The sequence below is a fragment of the Streptomonospora alba genome, assembly GCF_000826685.1.
Lineage (GTDB): Bacteria > Actinomycetota > Actinomycetes > Streptosporangiales > Streptosporangiaceae > Streptomonospora > Streptomonospora alba.
The window spans coordinates 41,878-62,864 of sequence record NZ_JROO01000048.1 but is presented as its reverse complement, the minus strand read 5'-3'; the positions used below and the strand labels follow the sequence as shown (position 1 = coordinate 62,864).

Genomic DNA, 20,987 nt, shown 5'->3' with positions numbered 1-20,987 from the left:
CAGCCGCACCACACCGGCGGCGGCGACGGTTCGGGCGGCTCCGGCGGGAGCGGAAGCGGCGACGCCCCCGGCGCCCCCGTCAGCGGCAACGGTGGAAACAACGGCAACGGGTCCGACGGCACGGGCGGATCCGGCGGCAACGGCGACGGCCGCGGAGGGTCCGGCGACGACGGCTCCGAGTCCGGCGACCACCGCGCCACCGGGGACTCCCCCGGGAACTCCCCCGACCGCGGCGAACCGTCCGGCGACCAGGATGGGCAGGGCAGCCGAGACGGGCAGGAGCAACCCGGCGGCGAGAGGGATTCCGACACTCCCGATCGCCAGGACGACGCACCGCAGGAGCGAGGCGACGAGGACCCGGGCCAGAGCCCCGACCGGCAGGACGGGCCCGAAGCGGCCGACGGGCCGGACGCGGACGGTCGGGACGGCGATTCCGATGACCCGTCCCGCGATGACGAGGACCTCGGCGACAGCGGCGACGACCCCGCATCGAAGCCGCCGCCTGCCGACTCCGACACGGGCCAGGTGCTGGAGCGACTCGACGAAACCCGGGTCGAACGCGGACCCGACGGCCTCATCGAGGAGGTCGACGGTAAGCCCGTCAACTCCTATATCCGCGATCTGGTCACCGACCGGGCGAATACCATGCGCGGATTGGTCGAAGACGGAGAGGTGTCCAAGAAATCGCTCGGCGATATGGGCGGCGCGGTCAATGCGGTCGCAATAGACAGGCAGAGCGGAACGGTCGTCGAAGCGATCAACGGCCGTCCTCGGAACACCATTCCTCCGGATGAGCTGCACCCGCTGCTGGAGGCCCGGATGGAAGCCATCCGCGACGACGGCCCCTATCCGCTCCACGACCGCTCGAACGGCGAGAAGATCGACGACATCGAATTCCCGCACAATGACCACCCGCTCCGGCACGCAGAGGTCAAGGCGCTGAACGAGCTGCTGAATATGCGCGGGCAGGACACGGGAAACCTTTCCGACATCCAGATCGACCCGACGTTCACCCTGTACAGGTCCGGTCCCACTCCGGCTGACTGCTGCGCGAACTGCACTAGGATGATCGACGGAGTAGGAACGAACACCGATCGGCTGTGGAACCCGCCGGGTCATCCGGACAGTTCTGATACGGCAGTGCAGGGGGACATGTGAAGCGCGTCGAGGATACCGAGCTGGAGTACGACGACTACGTCGCCTTCTACAACGGCGAGGTATACACCGGCGAAGCGGTCGAACTCGGCAGGAACGGCGAAGTAATCGCGCTGACCACCTACGAGCGGGGATTCGAGCACGGCCCTTCGCTGGAATGGTACCCCGGGGGCCAACTCAGGGAAGAAGGCAGAGTGGATATGTCCAGGGGTGCCGTGGGGGTCTGGAAGACATGGCATAAGGACGGAACCCTGGCCGCGGAGAGGACGTTCGACGACCACGGACGAATGGTCTCCGACCGCGAATGGGACGCCGACGGCAACGTGGTCAAGGACAAGGAGTACTCTCCTCCGCGGTGACCGATCGCCCTCGCGAGTGCGACCTGCTCCTCGTCGCGCCGCACGGCGTTTTCCTGCTGGAACTGAAGGCCGACGCGGAGGAGTTGCTGCTGCCGCGGGGGTTCGGCGCGCCGGAGTACACCGCGGCGTAGCGGTGCGCGGTGCGTCGGCGGCGGCGCGCCGCTCGCGCCGTGACCGGTGCGGTCGGTGCGGATTCCGGGCATGTCTCCGCCCCGCCGTCCACCGGTGTCCGCACCCGGCCTCGGCGTTTCGTGTACACAGCGTGAGGGCACCTCTAATAGCCCGTTCCCTCCCACCGAGGAGCTTTCGATGCCCCGTCCCTGGGAAGCCGACCCGAGCGCGGGCTTCCGTCGCCGAATCGGTAAAGCGCCCCTCGCCTTGGGCGTCACCAAGGCCGGACCGGACTGCCCGGATATCTGGGAACTCGACAACGGCGACATCGCCGTCATCGGCCGCGACGCGACCGATGCCTACCGCGGTCGGCTTCCCGACGGCGTCAGCATCAGCGCTGACGAACGGCTCGTGGTGATCCCCCGCGTCATGCTGACCGCGGCGAAGCCGGAGATCCCCGATGCTTGAGCGGTTGCGCGACCTGCCCGCTCGGCCGCTGGACCGCCCCGACTACCACGCCGAGTACTGAAGCGCCTACGAGCACGGCGGAGTGTTCTGGAAGCTCGAGCGGGCACAGCACTTTCAGGAACCCGGAGACGCCAGTTGGGAGGCGTTCGCCGCCGGGGACTGGGAGAAGGCCCTGAAGCTGAACGAGGCGGACCGATCCGACGCGGAGGCCATGGCGGCCAAGGACCGCGAGGTCGGAATGGAGACCCGGCGCATCCGGGTCGTGGACCACCCGGTGACGCCGTACCTGCAGTCGGAGATGCAGTTCCTGCGCCTGCTGGCCGAGGCCGGGCAGTCGCTGCGCGTCGTCCCGGCCGAAGAGGTGGCGCACTTGGAGGAGCGGACGGCGCTGCCCGAGGTGGTGGTGCTCGGCGACCGGGTGCTGTTCCTGGTCCGCTACGACTCCTCGGGCCGGGCGTGCGGCGCATGGCGGATCGACGACCGCGACGCCATCGCCGCGACCGTCGGCGAACTGGCCGGGTTGTTCGCCGCGGGAACGCCCCTTCTGGACTACTTCGAGCGCGAGATCGCGCCGCTGCCCGCACCCGCGGTCCGTCCGTGACGGGAGGGTACGCGTGAGGGGCGGGCTGAGACCGAGGGCACCGCACCTGCGGCGGGCGGACCTCCGACGGTGAGACGCGAAGGCGATAAGACACGGTAAGAGGCAGCGGCGGTTGCCGCGAGGACCCGGCCACCGGTGGTACGGCTCCTCCTGAAGCATGCGGCGCGCGCTCGGCGGCAAGCTGTGACCGCGCTACGCGGACCGCACCCGTAGCCGCAGCCCCGGTGGTTTCCCGCGCCGGCGGTTCGGCGGAGGTGCCTCCACCTCATCACCGCGGCCTCCTCAACAGGGCATCGAGCGGTGACGGCGGGAAGCACCCGGTGGCGCCCGACGCTCAGAGGCCGATCTGGTCGGTGGACTCGTTGTGGTCGCTCAGCTGTCCCACCCGGTCGTAGCGGAACTCCGCCATGTCCTGGCGAGGGATCACCCAGTACGTGCGGATGTCCTCACCTTCGGGCCACAGGCTCGCCCCCCATTCGGCGATCATGCACCAATCGCGTCGCCCGAGCACCTCTTCCTTGTCGTAGATAAGGCAGGGGTCGTCCTGGATGTTCGCCGGATATCCGCCCATCTTCAGCACCTTGCGGCCTTTCACCGCCTTTTCAGTGTTCCGCCTGTTGGCCCGCTCGGCACTGTCCAACAGCCGTTCGTAGGGAGAGAACAAACCGTGCAGCTCATCGTCGAGGAAGATCACGGCGTGGCTGCTGTCGGGCAGGCTCCAGTAGGCGCTGCACCGGAGGGGGAGCGGGGCGCGGAAGTGGTCCGGCTCCTCCGGAGACTCGTCGAGCGTCCACTCCCGCACCGGTGTGTCCGCGCCGACGTGCAGCACCGCGCGCGGGGTGGTCGACAGGTCGCGGTCCATGGCGGAATCCGCGTCCCTGGTGGCGAAGAAGAGCAGCGAGCCTTCACTGGGCAGCGCCAAACCCGGTGGGCTGTGCGGCAGGGCACCGCAGTCGACCGAGGCGATGTAGTGCGGATAGTCGCCCAGGTCGACATCGAGCGGAACGCGCGGATGCCCGCCGTACCACCCCGCCGGGCGCTCTCCCGCCCGCAGGTCGGCGTCGTCCATGGGGGTGAACACCAGCTGGGGAAGAGCCGACCCGAGCCACCGGTCGGCGACGGTCTCGGGAACTGCGGATTCGAGGAGGTGAGGCTTGAGTGACTGGAGATCGTCCATGGGCGGTCAAGCTACACCGCCGCGACGTCAATCCGCGCCGATGCGGGTTCCGGCCGCGATCACCGGCACCGGCCGACGTCTATCGCGCGGTTTCTGCCGGATCCGGGCCGGAATCCGGCAGAAACCGCGCAATGGATGCGCCGGGGCGCCGGCGGGGCCGAGGGCGGGCCGCCGCCGGGCGGGCACCCGCAGGCCCAACCGCCCAGCACCCTCGCTGCCTCGTCGTCTAGTGCTCTGACCGGAAACGTTGACCGGGTCGCATCAGGCCGCTGGGGCCAGCGGGCGACCGCCCCAGCGGATGCCTTTCTCACTTCGGACCCGAGCGCGCTCGCGCCGTTGGGCCGAGAGCACGTCGGGGTGGCGGGCGTTGGCGTTGCGCCAGCGCAGGTAGGCGTGCAGCGCCCGGGTCTGCACCGGGTGGTTGGGGGGATGTGAGTTGGCGATCGTGAATTGGCGCAGCGGCCCGAAGTGGGCCTCGATCCCGGGTTGGCCCAGGAGGCGTAGGTCGCGGTGTTGCACAGTTCGACCTTGTTCTTCATCGCCCAGGCCCGGACGGCCCGGAGGCCTGGCCTTAGCTGTTGCAGGGCCGGGAGCGGCCCGACCGGGCACCGGCGTACCCCTGTGGGACGACCCGGCACCGGGACCGCTCGGAAAAGAGCCCACGGGACCGGGATCCGCTCAGGCGAGGACCGCGGTCGCCTCGACTTCGACCATGATGTCGGGCTCGCCCAGAGCGGCCACGCCGATCAGCGTGATCGGCTTCACCGGGTCGATATCCAGTTTCGCGGCCGCGCGAGTGACCCCCTCGCCGAGCAGTTCGTACTTGTCCGGGCTCCAGTCGACGACGTAGATCGTCAGCTTGGCCACGTCGTCGAACGAACCGCCGACCTCGGTCAGCGCCCGGCCGATGTTCAGGTACGCCTGCTCCACCTGCGCTGCGAAGTCGCCGGTGCCCACCGGATTGCCTTCGGCATCGCGGGCCACCTGGCCGGCGAGGAACACGAGCCTGGTTCCCTCCGCGATCGAGAGCTGCCGATACGCATCCGGTTTCGGCAGGCCATCCGGATTGAACAGTTCGACACCCATACACGCTCCTCATCATCGGGTACTGCGCGGCGACGCCGGCAGAATGCTCGGTTCCCACCATGCGGAACCGTGCTGCGCACCGGGAGCGGAGGTGTTCGGCCTGAAGACGGATCAGGGCCTCTAGCACTCCCGATGCGGAACAGTATTCGATCAGGCCCGGCCCCGTGATGCGGCGCAAGCCTGCCGCGTCCGGTCGGCGCCCCTCCCCCGGGGCTCGCGGCCGGTGCAGCCGCACCCGGGCGGCCTACATCGGCCGATGTAGGCGGAGTTCGGCGCAGGGGCGGACGCCCGGGCCACGGTTCTCCCTCTAGCGTTCGCAGCGCCAAGGAAGCCCGCCCCGGATCGGAGAGGTATGCGCAGACGCAGGATCGCGGTCGTAGTGACGGCCGCCTATACATGGGTGGCCATGGTGGCCTTCGGCGGTATCGCGGTGGAGACGGTCGTCATCTACCCCAACGTCTTCCACGACGTCCCCCGCTCCCTGACCGGAGCGACGGACTTCTTCTCGGTCACCGGCCCGGCCGACCTCTTTCCTCCCTTGGGGGCGGCGACGGTGGTCGCCGCCGTCGCGTCCACGGCCCTGACCTGGCCGGACCGCGGCGTGCGGTTGTGGCTCGGCGCGAGCCTGCTGACCCTCGTCGTCGGTGAATTCCTCTTCTCTGTGCTGTACTTCTGGCCGCGCAACGAGATCATGTTCGATGAGGGGACCGCCGTTCATTCGGCGGAGGTCCTGCGCCGGACCGTCGCCGAGTTCGAGACGGGGCACTGGGGCCGGCTCGCGATGAGCGACGTCACCGCCACGCTGGCTTTCACCGGCCTACTGCGCCTGTACCGCGCCCGCGTCGCCGAGGACATCGGCCGCGAACGGCGCTGATCGTGTCCCGGGGGCCGCTCCCGACGCCGAGAGCGGCCCCCGGGAACGCGATCGACACGGCAGTCCGCCGGTCACGGCGCGCCCGCCGACGCCTCTGCCGCTTGCCTCTCCCCCGGTCCCTCAGACCGCACCGGTCAGTGCGTTGCCTGCACGGCGCTGTGCCCACCAGGTCAGGGCCGCGGTTCCGGCGAGCAACCAAAGCGCCACGGTCCACGGCTCGGTCAGGGCGCCCGAAACGGTGGGCCAGGCGAGAGCCACCAGGCTCGCCGGCCCTGCCGTGTGCCAGAGGAGTATCTGCATCGGGGCGCTGTTGCCGAAGGGGGTGTCGTAGCCCACCGCGAGGTGGAGCGGCAGCGTCCCTCGGTACAAGCTGACGAGTGCGGCGGCGACCGCCGCTGGGGCGAGAAGCACGGCGCGGACCGCGAGGTGGCCGTCCGTACCGGCCGCGACTGCCGCGGCGGTGCCGAACAGCGCGGTGATGGCCACAAGCAGCGCCGTAGGCACGAGTCCGTGGAGGAGGCCCAGTACGCCGGGTGTGTAGGGGAAGTACCGGGCGAGCCGCGGGTCGGTGACCTCCGCCCGGGCCGCGCCCAGCAGCTGGGACGCCGCGAGGTAGTGCAGTGCCGGAACTGCAGCGGTCAGCACGAGGCCGACCGTCGACACCGGTTCGATCGGTGCGTGCACCACCAGGACGGCTGCCGTGGAGAGCAGGCAGGCGCGGAGCAGGGGGATCGGCGACCGGAGGGCGTTGAGCGCGTCGCGCCAGGGCACGGTCAACCATGGATGCCGCGGTGGGGGCAGGCGGATCCGGTAGCGGCTGCTGACGTGCGACACCGCGAACGTCGTATGCAGCAGGTTCGGATCGACGAGCCAGAATCCGCTGCGCACGCCCATCGCCGCGGCGGCGTGCGCCTTGAGCTGCCAGCGGGGGACGTACGGCAGGATGCGCATCGACCAGGCGAGCGTGCCTGCGACGAGCGCCGCCAGGAGCAGCAGCGCCGGCCATGGCGCGGCGGTCCCCGCGGTCGGGGGCAGGAACGCCTGGGACGCCCATCCCCAGGGTCCGGACCACAGGGCGAGGCCTGGTGCGAACACTGCTCCCGGGCTCGCCCACCCATGCGCGCCGGCGCCGCAGAGCGACAGCAGCGCCAGGTAGCAGACCGGCCGCAGCACCGCCAGGGGACGCTGCCCGCGCACGGTGGCCACCGCGCCCAAGGTCGCGCTAAGCGCCCCGGTGAGTGCTCCGCCCAGCGCTGCCCGAGCCAGGGGCATGACCGCGCCGTCCACAGGAGCGGGGATCGCGAACTGCCACAGCCCGATGAGCGCTGCAAGCCCGAATGCCGCGCCGACGGCGGCCCGCGCGGCGACCATGCGCCATAGTGCGGGCCGCAGCACCGCCGACTGGTCGACGGGTTGGGTCAGGACCCAGTCGATGACGGCGGGTTCGATACGCACAGCGCCCCGGACCGTGGCGTCGTAGACCGTGCTCCATAGCGCGAGGAGGAGCGCGGCGGTGAGGAAGAACGGGAGGGAGGCCGCCGGATCCGGTGCCCGCTCCGGCAGGACGACGTCGGAGTTCAGCGTCTCTTGAACGGCCGTGACCAGGGGGACCGCGATCAGGGAGCCGCCGAAGCCCGCCAGGTAGACCCCGTAGGCGATACCGCCGCTGCGCTCTCTGAGCCGGGCGTTGCGGTGGCGCCGAAGCTGGGCGAGGACCGCCCTCGTCCGTCGGCTCCGTGCCGGCGCCTGCTCCTCGGTGGCGGCCGCCGGCGTCGGTCTACTCACCGCCGGTCCCGTCACGACCGACCTCATCGCCGCCGATCCCGACTCCCCCGGCGTCATCGCCTCCGGCCCTGTCATCGTTGCGCGGCTTGCCGCCGTCCATGTGGACGGTCCAGTCCGCCAGCCGATCCACCAGGGAGCTCTGGTGAGTCGCCAAGAGCAGGACTCCGCCTTCCTCCTTGATGCGCTGCAGGGTCTCGCCCAACCACCTCCGGGCCGGGCCGTCGAGGTGGCTCTCCGGCTCATCGAGGACGAACACGCGCGGAAACGGAGGCAGCAGCATGGCCGCGAGCGCCAGCAGCTGCTGCTGGCCCCTGCTCAGTGTCCGGGGATTCGCTCCGGCATGGGCGTCGAGTCGGCACCGAGCGAGCGTCTCCGTGATCCGGGCGTCGCCGGCCCGCCCTAAACCGTGCCCCGCAGCCACCAACTCCAGGTGCTCACGCACGCTGAGGTCGGGAAAGTAGGTGAGCTCCTCAAGGACGAAGACGGTCCGCCGGAACTCGGGGTCGGCCGCTCGGGGCTCCGCCCCGAGCACGGAGACCCTGCCCTGGGTCGGTTGGTCCGCACCGGCGGCGACGCGCAGCACCGTCGACTTCCCCGACCCGTTGGGACCCACCAGAGCGACGCATTCCCCGGGGTCAGCGTGCAGGCTCACCGGACCTACGGCATAGGCCGGGCTGTACTCGCGCACGACGCTTTCGTAGAGCACCGCCGGGCGGTCGTGGGACGGCAAGAGACGTGTCCTTACTGGAACGGAGGAGCGCGCAGGGGCCGGAGGGGTCGCCCGCGTCGCTCTTCCGACCCCGCATTGCGGCCTCCACGCCGGGGACGGTGAGGCAGGCGCCAGGGGATTATCCCGGACCCGCCCGGCCTCCGTCATCCGCCCTGGGGGAAGCCCCGACGACATCGCCGTCGCCGCCGGAGTCGGCACGGGCACGGACTACCGGTCCTTCCCAAGCAAGGACGAGATCGTCATCGCGCTCGTCGACGTCTTCTACGACGAGACCCACGCCGGGCTGATGGATCTGCTGGACGCCCCGGGGGCGGTGGCCGACCGGTTGAGCCGCTACCCGCGCTCCTGCGGTTATCAGGTCGAGCAGTACCGCCACTTCGCGCCCCTGGCCATGGAGGCCTTACGCGCTCGCGCACCGCCGGCAGCGTGTGCGGGACCTGCTCGATCGGTACTGCAGGCCGACGCAGCGCCGCCCGGCGTCTGCGGTTCACCGTCCACCGCATCGCTGATCAGCGCGTCGAGGATCCGAGACGGCCGTGCCCCGGTACCCGATGGGCCCTTCGTTGTGCCGCTGGTAATAGCCGAGGAAGCCTTCGGCGCCCGGCTGGAACGCAACGGAGCCCGAATTCCCCCGCTGGTCGCGCCAGGTAATCCGCTCCACCGGCGTTCCCGAGTCGTCGACGAGCAGCCGCAGGTCGCCGGAGCGGTGCCAGCCGCCGCCCCAGCCTTCCTCTGTGCGGAAGCGGTGGAGCCCAGCGCTCCCGGCACCCTCCGCGAACGCCCACCTCTCCGACAGCCGGCCGCGGTATTCGGTCAGGCCGCCGAGGGAATCGCGGTGGTAGCCGTGGAAACTCTCCATAGCCGACTGGAAGCTCACCGCCGACTCCGATCCGTCCTCGCTGCGCCAGGAGATCTGCGCGGGCAGTGACTGCTCCCCGCGATCGACGTGGACGACCAGCGACCCGGTCGGCGCGAGCCCCTCCTCCGCCTCGCCGCCCGTTCTCCGGGTCGTGTAGCGGAACACGGACTGCTCAGCGGACGCCGCGGCCATCGCCCGCTCCGACCGGTCCCGCTGATAAACCGGGTCGAGGGTGATCCGGTACAGCCACAGCTTCGTGCGGGACTCGATGCTGCTACGCACGTCCAACCGGTTGGCGCGCCGCCGCAGCCATCGGCCGGGGACGGCGAACACGCAGGTCTGCGGCAGGTCCCCGCCGCCGGGGACGGTGAGGTGCGACGCGACGGGTTCGCCGTTGACCAGGACGGTCATCGGCGCGTGCCCCGGCGACCGGCCGGCCTTGGACACCAGCGCGGTCACCTTGAGAGTCACCTCCCCGATGTCCGCGTCGCCGCCGTCCTCGTATGCGTCCCCGCCGCGTGTGCCTTCGTCCTCGTCCACGTCCTCGCCGTCGGCGTCTTCGTCTGCATCCGCCCGCGCGTCCGCCCTGAAGGAGAGTTCGACGCTCCCTCCGGCATCGAGCGCGAGGTGGTTGTGCTCGAACCTACAGCGGCGGTACCGCACATCGGCATTGCCGAGGCGCGGTTCATCGACGGAGAAATCGGCGAACGTGGGTTCCAACAGTGCTCCTGGGGGGTGGCGGCCGCCGTTCCGGCGTGGAGCCGGCGACTCAGGGATGAGGGCACGCAGAACGTACCGAGCCGGTCCGACAAGCAGGCTGCGTTCAACGCGGCCGCACGCCCCGCACCGCGGGGGCCGGTCCGGTTCCCGGTTTGTGTTCGATGAGAGGTTGGTACGCCGAGGGGTGGCCCGACTGCATCCCCCTTGGCGACGGCGGTCCGCTCGGCTGTCGCTTCAGCGCAGGGCCGCGCTGTGCGCTCGGGGAATGTGGTGCCTCGCGCAGGGGTCGCCACCGCAGCTCGGCTTCAGCAAGGAGATCCCAATGAGGGAATCACGCGGCACCGCGCACAGCAGGCGGCATCAGCCCTTCTTCTGGTTGCTGGTGGGGGCGGTCTTCCTGATCCTCGGCCTCCGGCGATTGGCCGAGCCCGGGTGGGATACCTGGGACGTCTCGCTGGCGTTCGTCACGGCCGCCTTCGCCCTGATCGCAGGAGGGGGAGAGGTGGTCAAGTCGATCAAGCAGGGCCGCGCTGCCGGTCCCTCCGATTCGGGCCGGACCGACGGGTCAGAATCGCCTCCGGCCCCTTTAAGCGGCGCCGGGACGTCTCCGCGATTTTCGGTCTCACCGTCGCTCGGGTTGCGGCGCCTACACATCCCGGGTGAAGGCCGGGGGCGGATCGCCACCGGCCCCGGTGGCATCGGCTTCCCGCCGCTGATCGAAGCGGTCTCGCGGTCCTCTTCCGAACTCGCCTCGCGAGGCGGGCGCACGGAGGCCGCCTCCTTGGGGTAGCCGGTTTATCACCATAAGTGGTTTTATGGTCCCCCATCGACATGACAGGGACCCCGCATGCCCCGCCATCCCCTCTGGCGCGGTTCCGCCCCCTCGCGGCCCGTCCGCGGGAGCGCTTCAGCCGTTCGTCGCGCTGGTGTGACCGGCCCGGCCGCCGCCCCTCGGGGGCCGTCCCCGGACAGCCGATTCCGGGCAGAGGGGGCCGCGGTCGAGGAGCGATCCCCACCCGGCGGCGCGCCTCCGCGCCCGGACCGCCGAGCGCCGCCGAAGCGGCCGCGTCGGCGATGAGAGGAGACCATCCCCCATGGCTCAGGACACCGACACCCCCGCGCAGGATCCGCCCTCACCGGAACCCGGCCGTCGCCGGGCCTGGGCGGCACTGCGCCCACTGGTGCTGCGCCTGCACTTCTACGCCGGGGTGTTCGTCGCCCCCTTCATCCTGGTCGCCGCGGTCTCCGGGCTGCTGTACGTGTGGACGCCCCAGGTCGAGCAGGCGGTCTTCGCCGATCAGCTGCATGTGGAGCCCTCCGGCACCAGCCTCCAGCTGAGCGAGCAGGTGCGCATAGCCCAGCAGGAACTGCCGGAGGCGGAGCTCGACGCCGTGCGCCCGGCCACCACGGCGGAGGACTCCACCCGGGTGCTGTTCAACGTGCCCGAGCTGGAGGGCAGCCACCGCATGACCGTGTTCGTCGACCCCCACGGCGGTGAGGTGCTCGGCGTGATGGAGACCTACGGCACCAGCGGCGCCCTGCCCGTGCGCACCTGGACCGACATGCTGCACCGCAGCCTGCACCTGGGCGATACCGGACGGCTGTACAGCGAACTCGCGGCGAGCTGGATGTGGCTGGTCGCGCTGGGCGGCGTCGGGCTGTGGGTGTCGCGCAAACGCAACTCGGGCGGCTCCGGCGGGGCCGGAGGCTCGGGCGGCCGTGCGCGCAGGTTGCTGCTGCCCGGCGCGGGCACCTCGCGAGGGCGCATGCGGTCGATGTCGATCCACGGCGCCACCGGCCTGTGGCTCGCGGTCGGCCTGCTGTTCCTCTCCGCGACAGGCATGACCTGGTCGCAGTACGCCGGCGCCAACATCAGCGACCTGCGGGAGCAGCTGGCCTGGAGCACCCCCGCCGTCTCCACCGAGGCGCCGGCGTCCTCGTCCGGCGCCGACGCCGACGCCGGTGCGGGCGCGGACGTCGGAGTCGACGAGGTCCTGACCAGCGCGCGCGAGGCCGGGCTGGACGGGCCCGTCGAGGTGGTCCTGCCCGACGAGAACGCCTCCGTCTACGTGGTCGACCAGGTCGACCGCAGCTGGCCGACGCGGGTGGACTCCGCGGCGGTCTCCGCGGAGACCGCGGAGGTCACCGACATCGTCCGCTTCGAGAACTATCCGCTGATGGCCAAGCTCAGCCGGTGGGGGATCGACGCTCACATGGGCGTGCTCTTCGGCGTGGCCAACCAGCTGGCGCTGACCGCCCTGGCCGGCGGCCTCATCACCGTGATCGTCATGGGCTACCGCATGTGGTGGCAGCGCCGACCCACCCACGCGCGCGCATTGGGCATGGGGCGGCCCTACCCGCGCGGCTCCTTCCGCGCCCTGCCCCTGCACTACAAGGCCGCGGTGGTGGCCCTGTTGGCGCTGTTCGGCGTGGCCGTGCCCCTCCTGGGCGCGTCGCTGCTGCTGTTCCTCGTCGTCGACGCCCTTCTGGGGTGGCGGGCCCGTTCCAAGGGACGGCGCACAGCGGGCCCGGGCTCACCGCGCGCGGCATCGGCGGAGCAGCGGGAAGCCGGAGCTGCGCCCGCGCCCCGACCGGGGTCCGCACCCCGGTAGCCCGTGATCGGACGCGGAGCGCGAGAGCCCTGAGGCGCGGAGATCACCGCCCCACGCCTCGTCAGCAGGCTCCGGCGGCACGGAGCGACAGGTGCTCCCGGTCGGCGCGGTGCCGGCCGGGAGCACCGGCCGCCCGCCGCCCCCGGCCGTCGAAGGGCCGGTCGCTCTTCCGGGGGCGGCGTCGGGCGGCGCGATGCCGTCACGCGGGATCGGGTACGCGCCCGCTCCAGCTTCCTTCGCCGCGGGTGAGCACCGCCGTCACCGGGACACCGAAGACGAAGGGGCTGAGGAAGGCCGTCAGCATCAGGAGTTCCCGGTCGCCTTGGATGGTGAACAGGTTCCCGTTCAGCAGGGCCTGCGCCACGACCTGGAAGGCCAGGTGGAATCCCACGCAGGCCCACACGTTCTGCGTCATCAGCCGGATGCAGCCCAGGACCACGCCCATGCCCAGGAACATCGGGAGCCGCTCGGGGATTACGGCCCACCCGGCCTCGGGGATCCACAGCGCCAGTCCGAACGCGGTGAAAAGCGCGGCCTGGGCGAGCACGGCGAGTCCGCCCGGCATGGCGGTGTTCAGGTTGCGCTGCAGGTAGCCGCGGAAGATCAGCTCTTCCGGGAGGGCTTCGAACAGCAGCACCAGGATCACCAGCGCGGCCATGGTCCCTGCGATCACGGCCGGGGGCCGGTTCGCCACGAGTTCCACCCACCCCATCGCCACGGCCAGGGTGAGCCCCAGCAGGCCCGGGATCAGCCAGGAGGCCGCACCCGCGAGGAACGGCCGCCATCCCGGGCCGGGCCCGGTCAGGCCCAGCCCGCTCCACGGGCGCCGGTCCAGGTAGCGGCGGGCCAGCCACACCATGGGCACGGCCAGCACGAAAACGGTGAGGGCGTTGGCCCAGTGCTGCGGGCCGGCTTGCGGGCTCTCGGGGAAGAGGGCACCGATCCGGTCCATCACCTGCCAGACCAGCAGGGTCGCCGCCATGACGAGGGCGACGCGCAGGAGGAGATGGGGCCTGCGCTCGCCGGCAGCGGCCGTTTCGCTCGGGGAGTCCATGCGGCCAGCCTGCCTGGGCCGCCTCCGCGCCGCCATCGGGTATACCCCTGACCGTGCTCCGGATCCCCCGAGCCTGCCGGTCAGGGCCGGTGCGCGTGGTCCGGGAGGTCGCCGGTGAGGTAGTGCTGGAGGTTCGGCGCCAGCAGGGCCACCACGTCGTCGATGGCCAGTGAGGCCATCGGCTCGATGCGTACCACGTAGCGGGCCATAACCGCCCCGACCAGCTGGGTGGCCGCCAGTAGGGCCCTCAGGCGGGGCCTGTCGGCTCCCAGGCTCGACGCCACCTGCTCGACGAGGCGGCCCTGCAGGAAATCCCGCAGCAGGTCGGCGCCCTGGTCGTTGGTCAGGGCGGTGCGCATGATCGCCATCAGCGCGGCTCCGGTCGCCGGATCCTCCCAGAGCCCCAGGTATGTGCGGGCGAAGCGTTCGCCCATGTCTTCGGGGGCGCATTCGAACGCCTGCTGAAGGCGGTGCAGCACCTCGGGAGGCAGGTGCAGCGTGGCGGCGAAGAGCTGGTCCTTGGTTCCGAAGAAGTGCCGCACCAGAGCAGGGTCGACGCCGGCCTGGGCGGCGATGCCGCGGAAGGTGGCGCCCGCGTAGCCCTTGGCGGCGAACTGCTCGCGCGCCGCGGCGAGGATCGCGTCCTTGGTGCCGCTCTGCCCGGGCCTGCGCCCGCCGGGCCGCCGGTCGTCCTCGTCAGCGTTCCCCGTGGTCATGGCACCCCTCCACCGAATTCTATACGTGGGGAATTCTACCCCTCGACCGAAGGCGCACCGGCCCGTCGCGACCCCCGCACCACCCCTGAGCAAAGAACTCCACACCTGTTGACATCTACACGCGTGGAATTCTACGTTTGTAGAGATCGGTCGACGTCGATCCAGGGCGCCCCGCACGGCACCGCCACGCGCCGCCGCGAGCGCCGTCCGGCCGGCCCGGCGGCTCCGGTCCCACCGGCCCGCCGGCGGGCGGCTCGGACCGAGGCGGCGGCCGACAGCAGAGCGGGGACGCGCATGCCCCCGCATCGAGAACAAGGGAGTTCAGCGATGAGCGAGAAGACCACCTGCGCGATCGTCGGCGGCGGACCGGCCGGAATGATGCTCGGCCTGCTGCTGGCCCGCGCCGGAGTGCAGGTCACAGTGCTGGAGAAGCACGCCGACTTCCTGCGCGACTTCCGCGGCGACACCGTCCATCCCAGCACCCTCGACCTGCTGGACGACCTGGGCCTGGGCGAGCGCTTCGCCGCTCTCCCCCAGAACAGGCTCGACCGAGCGGCTTTCGACGTCGGGGAGGGTCGGCAGCTGACGATGGTCGACTTCGGCCGCCTGAGGGTGAACCACCCCTACATCGCCATGGTCCCGCAGTGGGACCTGCTCAACCTGCTCGCCGAGGCCGGCCGGGAGGAGCCCGCCTTCACTCTGCGCATGAGCACCGAAGCCACCGGCCTGATCCGGGAGAACGGCCGCGTCGCGGGTGTGCGCTACGACGGCCCGGAGGGACCCGGCGAACTGCGCGCCGACCTGACCGTGGCCTGCGACGGGCGCGGCTCGACGGCCCGCGCCGAGTCCGGCCTGCCGCTGCGCGAGTTCCCGGTGGCCTTCGACGCCTGGTGGCTGCGCGTGCCCGTGCGCGGCACCGTCACCCGGTCCCTGACCCCGGGCACCGGCCGCGGCAAGCTCGTCGTCGGCATCCCCCGAACCGGCTATATGCAACTGGCCTACCTGGCCCGCAAAGGCACCGACGCCGAACTGCGCTCCCGCGGGGTCGGGGAACTGCGCCGCGACATCGCCGAGTTGATCCCCGAACTGGCCGATACCGTCGGCGAACTGGCGTCCATGGACGAGGTCAAGCACCTGGACGTACGGCTGGACCGGCTGCGCCGCTGGCACACCGAGGGCCTGCTGTGCATCGGCGACGCCGCGCACGCCATGTCGCCCATCGGCGGGGTGGGGATCAACCTCGCCGTCCAAGACGCCGTTGCCGCCGCCGCCCTGCTCGCCGAACCGCTCAAGCGCGGCCGGGCCACCGGCCGCAGGCTCGGCGCCGTCCGCCGCCGGCGCCTTCTGCCCACTGTGGCGATCCAGGGACTGCAGCGGATTCTGCACAAGCGGATGGTGGGGCCGATCCTGGAGGGCCGGCGCCCTGCGCCGCCCAAGCCGGTACTGGCCGCGGTCACGGCGGTGCCGCGGTTGGCGTCTGTACCGGCGTACCTGATCGGAGTGGGCGTACGCCCCGAACGTGCCCCCGGTTTCGCCCGGCGCGGAGCACGGCCGGCGGACGCACGGGAAGGAGCCCGGGAGCAGAGGTAGGCCGGCGCCGGAGACTCAGCCGACTCGCGGGGACGCGGCGATGCGGCGATGCGGCGGGAGCGCCGCACACGCGGCTTCGGCGGCCGCGTCAGCGCCCCGGTGCGCACGCCGCATGATGTGCGCATCAGTCGCCGCAGCCGCGGAAAACCCGGCTGCGCGCCGCTCATGGCCGCCGATAGCATCGCGGCATGTACTTCCACCAGATCTACGAGTAGAGGCGCGGCGCGCCCCGCGGGCGAGCACGCCCCGTGCGTGCGCCCGCAGGCGGCGCGGTTCCGGTGCGTCCGAACCGCCCTACCCCAGCCCCGCAGTCCCCCTCGATCCTGGAGAAGTACCCATGACACCGCGTTCCCATATCGCCATGGTCGGCGTGCCCGCCGTCAGCCACGTCCTGCCCGGCCTGGACATCATCCGTGAGCTGGTGCGGCGCGGCCACCGCGTCACCTACGCCAACGATCCGGTGATGTCGGACCTGATCACCGGCACCGGCGCCGAACCGGTCCCGTTCGCCACCACCCTGCCCCTCGACGACGAGGAGTGGACGGACGACCCCGTCAAAGGGATGGACATCTTCCTGGACGACGCCATCAGCAGCCTGCCCGTCATCCGCGCCGCCTACGAGGACGACCGCCCGGACGTGTTCCTCTACGACATCGGCGGCTACTCCGCCCGCGTGCTCGCGATCGAATGGGGCCTCCCCGCGGTGCAGCTCTCGCCCTCCTACGTCGCGTGGGCCGGCTACGAGGACACCGTCATGCCGTGGCTGCGTGCCCAGCCCGGCGCTGAAGCGCACTTCGTGAAGTTCGACGCCTGGCTGGCGGAGAACGGAGTGCGCGGGCTGGACCACACCTCGTTCGCCGGCAAGCCGGACCGGGCTCTGGCGATGATCCCGCGCGAGATGCAGCCCTACGCCGACCGCGTCGCCGACAGCGTGGCGTTCGTCGGCCCCTGCTTCGGCGACCGCGCCGATCAGGGCGCCTGGAGCCGCCCGGAAGGCGCGGAGAAGGTGCTGCTGGTGTCGCTTGGGTCGGCCTACACCAACCAGCCCGGGTTCTACCGCCGGTGCCTGCAGGCTTTCGGAAACCTTCCGGGCTGGCACGTGGTGCTCCAGATCGGGAAGTACGTCGACCCCGCGGATCTGGGCGAAATCCCCGACAACGTCGAGGTCCACTCCTGGGTGCCGCAGCTGAGCGTCCTGCGCGAGGCCGACGCGTTCCTCACTCACGCCGGGATGGGCGGCTCCAGCGAGGGCCTCTACACAGGGACGCCGATGATCGCGGTGCCCCAGGCCGTGGACCAGTTCGACAACGCCGACCGGCTGCAGGAACTCGGCGTGGCGCGCCGCGTCGACACCGACGACGCCACCCCCGAGGCACTTCGCTCCGCTCTGCTGGAGTTGGCCGCCGACACCGGGGTAGCCCGGCGCCTGACCGACATCAGCGCCCGACTCCAGGCCGGCGGCGCCACCTACGCCGCCGACCTCATCGAGGCCGAACTGCCGGACCGGGTTCGGCGGCCCACCTGACCGCGGAGGCCGGTTTCCCACGCGCCGCGCCCGCATACAGATCCGTCACCCGAGACGAAGGAGGACCCGATTCCGATGAGCGGGGCTGTGCGGCTGGTCCGCGATGCCGAGTTGACCGCCGTGGTGGACTACGCCTACGCCGCTGTGGCCGATCTCGCCGACACGGCCGGGCGCCCGGTGCGCGGCGTGTGGACCGCGGGCGCCTGTCCGTTGGACGCCGCGGGCGCCACGGTGGCGCCGGGCGACTACTCCGCCCAGGCCCACCAGGTTATGCACAACCTGCGCAAAGCCCTCGACAGCGCCGGAGCCTCGCTGGACGACGTCGTCAAGACGACCGTGTACGTGGCTTCCGCGGAGCGGGCCGACCTCGTCCGGGCGTGGGAGGTCGTCAGGGAGCACATGGGCCGGCACGACGCTCCCGGCACCCTGCTGGGAGTCGCCGTGCTCGGCTACCCGGACCAGCTCGTGGAGGTCGAGGCGGTGGCGGTGGCCGCGGAGGAGTAGCCCGTCGTCTCGTCCCGGCTCCTCATGCCGCCGGGACCGGCACGCCCAGTTCCTCCGCGTGGGCCCTGCGGCAGTGCTTGCTGCAGTAGCCGTAGAGGTTTCCCTCGTGCTCCAGGATGATCGCGGAGTCGTGGAGCCGCACGACCATGCTGCACACCGGGCAGTGCACGGTTCCCGGCTCCGGGCCGGGGACGGGTCCCCGCCCCCGCACGGACTCGCGCCAGGAGCCCGTGAACAGCTGCGCGATCGCCTCCGCGCCCATCACCTGCCCGTCCAGGCCGAGGGTCCCTTCGCGCACCCCGTGCACCTCCACCCACACCTGCGGCGCGGCCTCGGCGCCCAGCAGCTCTCGCACGGTGTCGGCGACGATGCGGGTGTAGCGCTCGACGAACTCGGCGGCGACCTCCTTGACCCACGGCGACGGGATCCGCACCCGTACCACGTAGCGCTGCGGCCCGTCGGCGCCGACGGTGCGGCCCCGGCGACCCACGTCGGCGGCTCGTGCACCACCACCCGGGTGTAGGCGCGCGAGTTCTCCTCGACGGACTCGGGGTGCGCCTCTCCCCGGTCCACTCCGTCGTCCAGCTCCACCAGCCTCGTGGCCAGCAGGTGCCGCCCCTCGGCACTCAGGGCGCCCTGCGGCGCGAATACCTCGATGAACAGCATGCCTCTGCTCCGTCTCTCCTCGGATGTGTCGTCGCGTCTCGCGCCGGCCCGACTCCGCGTCGGCGCGGACCCCGCCGCCTCAGCCCCAGACCGCGGTCACGAGGAGCCCGCTACCGGTCTGCCGCACACCGCCCGCCGTCTCGTAGGGCACGAGCGCCGCCCGGACCGCCTCGCGCGCCCGGCGCTCGGTGGCCGTGTCGGCGTCGCGGAACCAGTGGCGCACCGGCCCCCAGCCGAAGACGAAGTCGGCGGCGTCCTCCGCGGTCCTGCCGAGCATCGCCTCGGTGCGGCGGCGCTCGACGGCCACCGACGTGAAGCCCGCTCCGCCCAGCACCGTCGTGATGTCCGCGGGCGTCGCCATCGTGGTCAGGTTCCGGCTCTCGTCCCCGGTGGCCAGAGCCGGCGGTTCGGGCAGGTACTCGCCCATGATCCGGAAGAGGTCCGGGAAGTCCGCGGAGTCGGCGGCGTCGTCGGTGTTGTCAGGGGCGCCCATCGCGAGACGGCCGCCGGCACGCAGCGCCGAGCCGATGTTGGCGAAGGCGGCGATCGGGTCGGCGAAGTACCAGGTGCCGCCCCGGCTGATCGCGACGTCGAACTCCCCCGCCGGAAACGGGTGCACCTGCGCGTCGCCCTGTTCGAAGGCGACGTTGGCGATCCCCTTCTCCTCGGCGACCGCGCGGGCGCGCTCCAGCATGGGCGCCGACAGGTCCACGCCCAGAGCGCGGCCGTGCGGGGCCTTGAGCGCCGCGCGGCGGGTCGTCGGCCCCGTGCCGCACCCGATGTCGAGCACCCTGTCGGCAGGTTCGATCCGGGCCGCCTCGAACAGCGGGCGATTGCTCCCGCCGACCATGGCCTCGTAGCGGTCGGGGTTCCGGGCCCAGTGCAGTCCCTCGTAGCCGTTCCACGCCTCGTACTGGTGGACGTTGGCGATCGTCTCCATCAGGGCCTCCCGCTCAGCCGTGGTCGTGGTGGTCGAGGAGGCCCTCGGGCGCGCGGTCCAGGAACGCGCTGACGGAGCCGATCCGCCCGTCCTCGGTGATCGCCAGGACGTCGGTTCCTGTCGCGAAGGACGTGCCGTCGCCCAGCCGGATCTCCCACAGCAGCCGGATCCGGTCGTTGTGCTCCTCCGGCTCGCGCCGGGCGGCGAACGAGGCCGGGCCCACGTGGGCGATGAACTGCGCGCGGAAGTCGATGAGCGCCTCGGCCCCCTGCATCAGCGCGGCGGGCGAGCGGTAGTCCACGTCGTCGGTGAAGACCTCCGGCGCGAGTTTGCGCGCCTCGGGCGGGGCGGAGTTCCAGAACTCCATGTAGCGGTCGGTGGCCGAGGCGTTGTCGGTGTCTGTCGTCATGGCTGGTGCCTCCCTGCGGTGCGGCGGCCGGAGCCCGGGCGGCTCCGGCCGTATGGACCGAGAGTGCGTGCCGCGGGTACGGCCCGTCGATAACCCCGGAGGTCATTGCCGCGCCTTCGCGGGTGCGCCAATGTGGCCGCATGACGGTCACCACTGAGCCGCCGGTGGGAACGCTCCTGCGCGGATGGCGCGAGCGCCGGAGGCGCTCCCAGCTGGACGTGTCGCTCGCCGCGGACGTCTCCACCCGCCACCTGAGCTACCTGGAGACCGGCAGGGCCAAGCCCAGCCGGGAGATGATCGAGCGGCTGTGCGAGGAGCTGAACGTCCCCTTGCGCGAGCGCAACACTCTCTACCTGGCGGCGGGCTTCGCCCCCGCGCACGCCGAGCGCGCTTTCACCGACTTGGGGGCCGCCGGCGACGCGGTGCGCTCGGTGCTCAGCGGCCAGGAGCCCAACCCGGCGCTGGCGGTGAACGTGTGCTGGGAGCTACTCGCGGCGAACCGGGCCATGTCGGCGTTCCTGCAGGACGTGCCGGCGGAGCTGACCCGGCCGACGATCAACGTGCTGCGGGTGACCCTGCACCCCGACGGCCTGGCTCCGCGCATCCGCAACCTCGGCCAGTGGCGCCGAACCGTGCTGCGGCGGGTGCGCAGGCAGCTCGACCGCACCGCCGCGCCCGGGCTGGCCGAGCTCCTCGCCGACCTGGAGAGCTACCCCGATCCCGGGCCGGACCCGGCGGAGGACGGAGCCGGGTCCGGCTCCGGCAAGAGCTCCGTCGACGACATCGCCGTCCCCATGCGTATGGCGACGGAGTACGGCGACCTCGCCCTGATCTACACCACCACGGTTTTCGGCTCCCCGCGCGATGTCACGCTCGACGAGATCGCGGTCGAGACCTTCTACCCGGCCGACGACCGGACAGCCGAGCTGCTGCGAGCCCTCTCCCCCGGCCGGTGACCCGGGACGGCGGGGGTTCTCCTATTGCTTCGCCGCCGGCGCTGCGCGCACTCGGCCGCCGGGTGCCGGGCGCGGGTACCGGGCGCCGGA

21 protein-coding genes and 2 pseudogenes are annotated in these 20,987 nt (G+C 71.7%); 12 read left to right on the top strand and 11 right to left on the bottom strand.

The genetic code is table 11. The annotated features are described in order from the left end of the window. The 5 genes and pseudogenes from LP52_RS28810 to LP52_RS23040 form a co-directional block, all read left to right on the top strand. A pseudogene (locus tag LP52_RS28810) lies at positions 1 to 1,158 on the top strand (hypothetical protein); the annotation flags it as partial. Further along, complete coding sequence (locus LP52_RS23050; protein ID WP_040276480.1) at positions 1,155 to 1,514, top strand: toxin-antitoxin system YwqK family antitoxin; 360 nt, start codon at positions 1,155 to 1,157, stop codon at positions 1,512 to 1,514. The pseudogene LP52_RS28810 and the gene LP52_RS23050, both read left to right, overlap by 4 nt. Next, positions 1,511 to 1,645, top strand: a complete 135-nt coding sequence (locus tag LP52_RS28805) for a nuclease-related domain-containing protein (protein WP_274518833.1) — start codon at positions 1,511 to 1,513, stop codon at positions 1,643 to 1,645. The genes LP52_RS23050 and LP52_RS28805 overlap by 4 nt, the downstream gene beginning before the upstream one ends. Positions 1,646 to 1,823: 178 nt before the next feature. Continuing rightward, on the top strand, positions 1,824 to 2,093 hold the full coding sequence (locus LP52_RS23045) for a hypothetical protein (protein WP_040276479.1): 270 nt from the start codon (positions 1,824 to 1,826) through the stop codon (positions 2,091 to 2,093). 82 nt (positions 2,094 to 2,175) lie between these two features. Beyond that, positions 2,176 to 2,694 (top strand): DUF6879 family protein, encoded by a 519-nt coding sequence (locus LP52_RS23040; RefSeq protein WP_052810184.1) that lies wholly within the window; start codon positions 2,176 to 2,178, stop codon positions 2,692 to 2,694. A 334-nt stretch (positions 2,695 to 3,028) separates the two neighbouring features. On the opposite strand, the gene LP52_RS25930 is transcribed toward LP52_RS23040, so the two are convergent. The 3 genes and pseudogenes from LP52_RS25930 to LP52_RS23025 all read right to left on the bottom strand — a co-directional run bounded on the left by LP52_RS25930 (position 3,029) and on the right by LP52_RS23025 (position 4,957). Beyond that, positions 3,029 to 3,871 carry a DUF1963 domain-containing protein gene (locus tag LP52_RS25930; RefSeq protein WP_052810183.1) on the bottom strand — a complete coding sequence of 281 codons (843 nt, stop codon included), beginning with the start codon at positions 3,869 to 3,871 and terminating at the stop codon, positions 3,029 to 3,031. 261 nt (positions 3,872 to 4,132) lie between these two features. Then, positions 4,133 to 4,425: pseudogene (locus LP52_RS23030) on the bottom strand (IS630 family transposase); the annotation flags it as partial. Between the two features lie 124 nt (positions 4,426 to 4,549). Continuing rightward, positions 4,550 to 4,957 (bottom strand): RidA family protein, encoded by a 408-nt coding sequence (locus tag LP52_RS23025; protein WP_040276478.1) that lies wholly within the window; start codon positions 4,955 to 4,957, stop codon positions 4,550 to 4,552. 352 nt (positions 4,958 to 5,309) lie between these two features. Here LP52_RS23025 and LP52_RS23020 point away from each other — a divergent pair, with 352 nt between their 5' ends. Then, positions 5,310 to 5,831, top strand: coding sequence for an anthrone oxygenase family protein (locus LP52_RS23020; RefSeq protein WP_040276477.1), 522 nt, complete (start codon positions 5,310 to 5,312; stop codon positions 5,829 to 5,831). Between the two features lie 120 nt (positions 5,832 to 5,951). Here LP52_RS23020 and LP52_RS23015 read toward each other — a convergent pair whose 3' ends face one another. From LP52_RS23015 to LP52_RS28560, 3 genes are all read right to left on the bottom strand, one after another. Further along, positions 5,952 to 7,616, bottom strand: a complete 1,665-nt coding sequence (locus tag LP52_RS23015; RefSeq protein ID WP_157036446.1) for a DUF6297 family protein — start codon at positions 7,614 to 7,616, stop codon at positions 5,952 to 5,954. Beyond that, positions 7,609 to 8,346, bottom strand: coding sequence for an ATP-binding cassette domain-containing protein (locus LP52_RS23010; protein ID WP_238581060.1), 738 nt, complete (start codon positions 8,344 to 8,346; stop codon positions 7,609 to 7,611). Before LP52_RS23010 ends, LP52_RS23015 begins: the two co-directional genes overlap by 8 nt. 487 nt (positions 8,347 to 8,833) lie before the next feature. Continuing rightward, positions 8,834 to 9,925 carry a hypothetical protein gene (locus LP52_RS28560; RefSeq protein WP_052810182.1) on the bottom strand — a complete coding sequence of 364 codons (1,092 nt, stop codon included), beginning with the start codon at positions 9,923 to 9,925 and terminating at the stop codon, positions 8,834 to 8,836. Between the two features lie 322 nt (positions 9,926 to 10,247). Here LP52_RS28560 and LP52_RS23000 point away from each other — a divergent pair, with 322 nt between their 5' ends. Next, a complete protein-coding gene (locus LP52_RS23000; protein ID WP_040276475.1) occupies positions 10,248 to 10,715 on the top strand; it encodes a hypothetical protein in 468 nt (155 codons plus the stop codon). 304 nt (positions 10,716 to 11,019) lie between these two features. Beyond that, a complete protein-coding gene (locus LP52_RS22995; protein ID WP_040276474.1) occupies positions 11,020 to 12,537 on the top strand; it encodes a PepSY-associated TM helix domain-containing protein in 1,518 nt (505 codons plus the stop codon). Between the two features lie 199 nt (positions 12,538 to 12,736). On the opposite strand, the gene LP52_RS22990 is transcribed toward LP52_RS22995, so the two are convergent. Continuing rightward, the gene (locus LP52_RS22990) at positions 12,737 to 13,591 is read right to left on the bottom strand and encodes a CPBP family intramembrane glutamic endopeptidase (RefSeq protein WP_040276473.1); all 855 of its coding nucleotides are present in this window, start codon (positions 13,589 to 13,591) and stop codon (positions 12,737 to 12,739) included. A gap of 80 nt (positions 13,592 to 13,671) precedes the next feature. Beyond that, complete coding sequence (locus tag LP52_RS22985; RefSeq protein ID WP_040276472.1) at positions 13,672 to 14,307, bottom strand: TetR/AcrR family transcriptional regulator; 636 nt, start codon at positions 14,305 to 14,307, stop codon at positions 13,672 to 13,674. A 327-nt stretch (positions 14,308 to 14,634) separates the two neighbouring features. On the opposite strand from LP52_RS22985, the gene LP52_RS22980 reads away from it, so the two are divergent. The 3 genes from LP52_RS22980 (at position 14,635) to LP52_RS22970 (ending at position 17,926) form a co-directional block, all read left to right on the top strand. Further along, a complete protein-coding gene (locus LP52_RS22980; RefSeq protein ID WP_040276471.1) occupies positions 14,635 to 15,897 on the top strand; it encodes an FAD-dependent oxidoreductase in 1,263 nt (420 codons plus the stop codon). 337 nt (positions 15,898 to 16,234) lie between these two features. Then, positions 16,235 to 17,422, top strand: coding sequence for a macrolide family glycosyltransferase (locus LP52_RS22975; RefSeq protein ID WP_040276470.1), 1,188 nt, complete (start codon positions 16,235 to 16,237; stop codon positions 17,420 to 17,422). Positions 17,423 to 17,497: 75 nt separating this feature from the next. Next, positions 17,498 to 17,926, top strand: a complete 429-nt coding sequence (locus tag LP52_RS22970) for a RidA family protein (protein WP_040276469.1) — start codon at positions 17,498 to 17,500, stop codon at positions 17,924 to 17,926. Positions 17,927 to 17,948: 22 nt separating this feature from the next. On the opposite strand, the gene LP52_RS22965 is transcribed toward LP52_RS22970, so the two are convergent. The 3 genes from LP52_RS22965 to LP52_RS22955 form a co-directional block, all read right to left on the bottom strand. Next, the gene (locus LP52_RS22965) at positions 17,949 to 18,416 is read right to left on the bottom strand and encodes a hypothetical protein (RefSeq protein ID WP_040276468.1); all 468 of its coding nucleotides are present in this window, start codon (positions 18,414 to 18,416) and stop codon (positions 17,949 to 17,951) included. A gap of 255 nt (positions 18,417 to 18,671) precedes the next feature. Next, positions 18,672 to 19,532: a class I SAM-dependent methyltransferase gene (locus LP52_RS22960; RefSeq protein ID WP_040276467.1), complete on the bottom strand. Its 861-nt coding sequence runs from the start codon at positions 19,530 to 19,532 to the stop codon at positions 18,672 to 18,674. Positions 19,533 to 19,545: 13 nt separating this feature from the next. Next, positions 19,546 to 19,941, bottom strand: coding sequence for a nuclear transport factor 2 family protein (locus tag LP52_RS22955; RefSeq protein WP_040276466.1), 396 nt, complete (start codon positions 19,939 to 19,941; stop codon positions 19,546 to 19,548). Positions 19,942 to 20,081: 140 nt separating this feature from the next. On the opposite strand from LP52_RS22955, the gene LP52_RS22950 reads away from it, so the two are divergent. Beyond that, positions 20,082 to 20,897 (top strand): helix-turn-helix domain-containing protein, encoded by an 816-nt coding sequence (locus LP52_RS22950; protein ID WP_040276465.1) that lies wholly within the window; start codon positions 20,082 to 20,084, stop codon positions 20,895 to 20,897. Positions 20,898 to 20,987 lie beyond the last annotated feature (90 nt).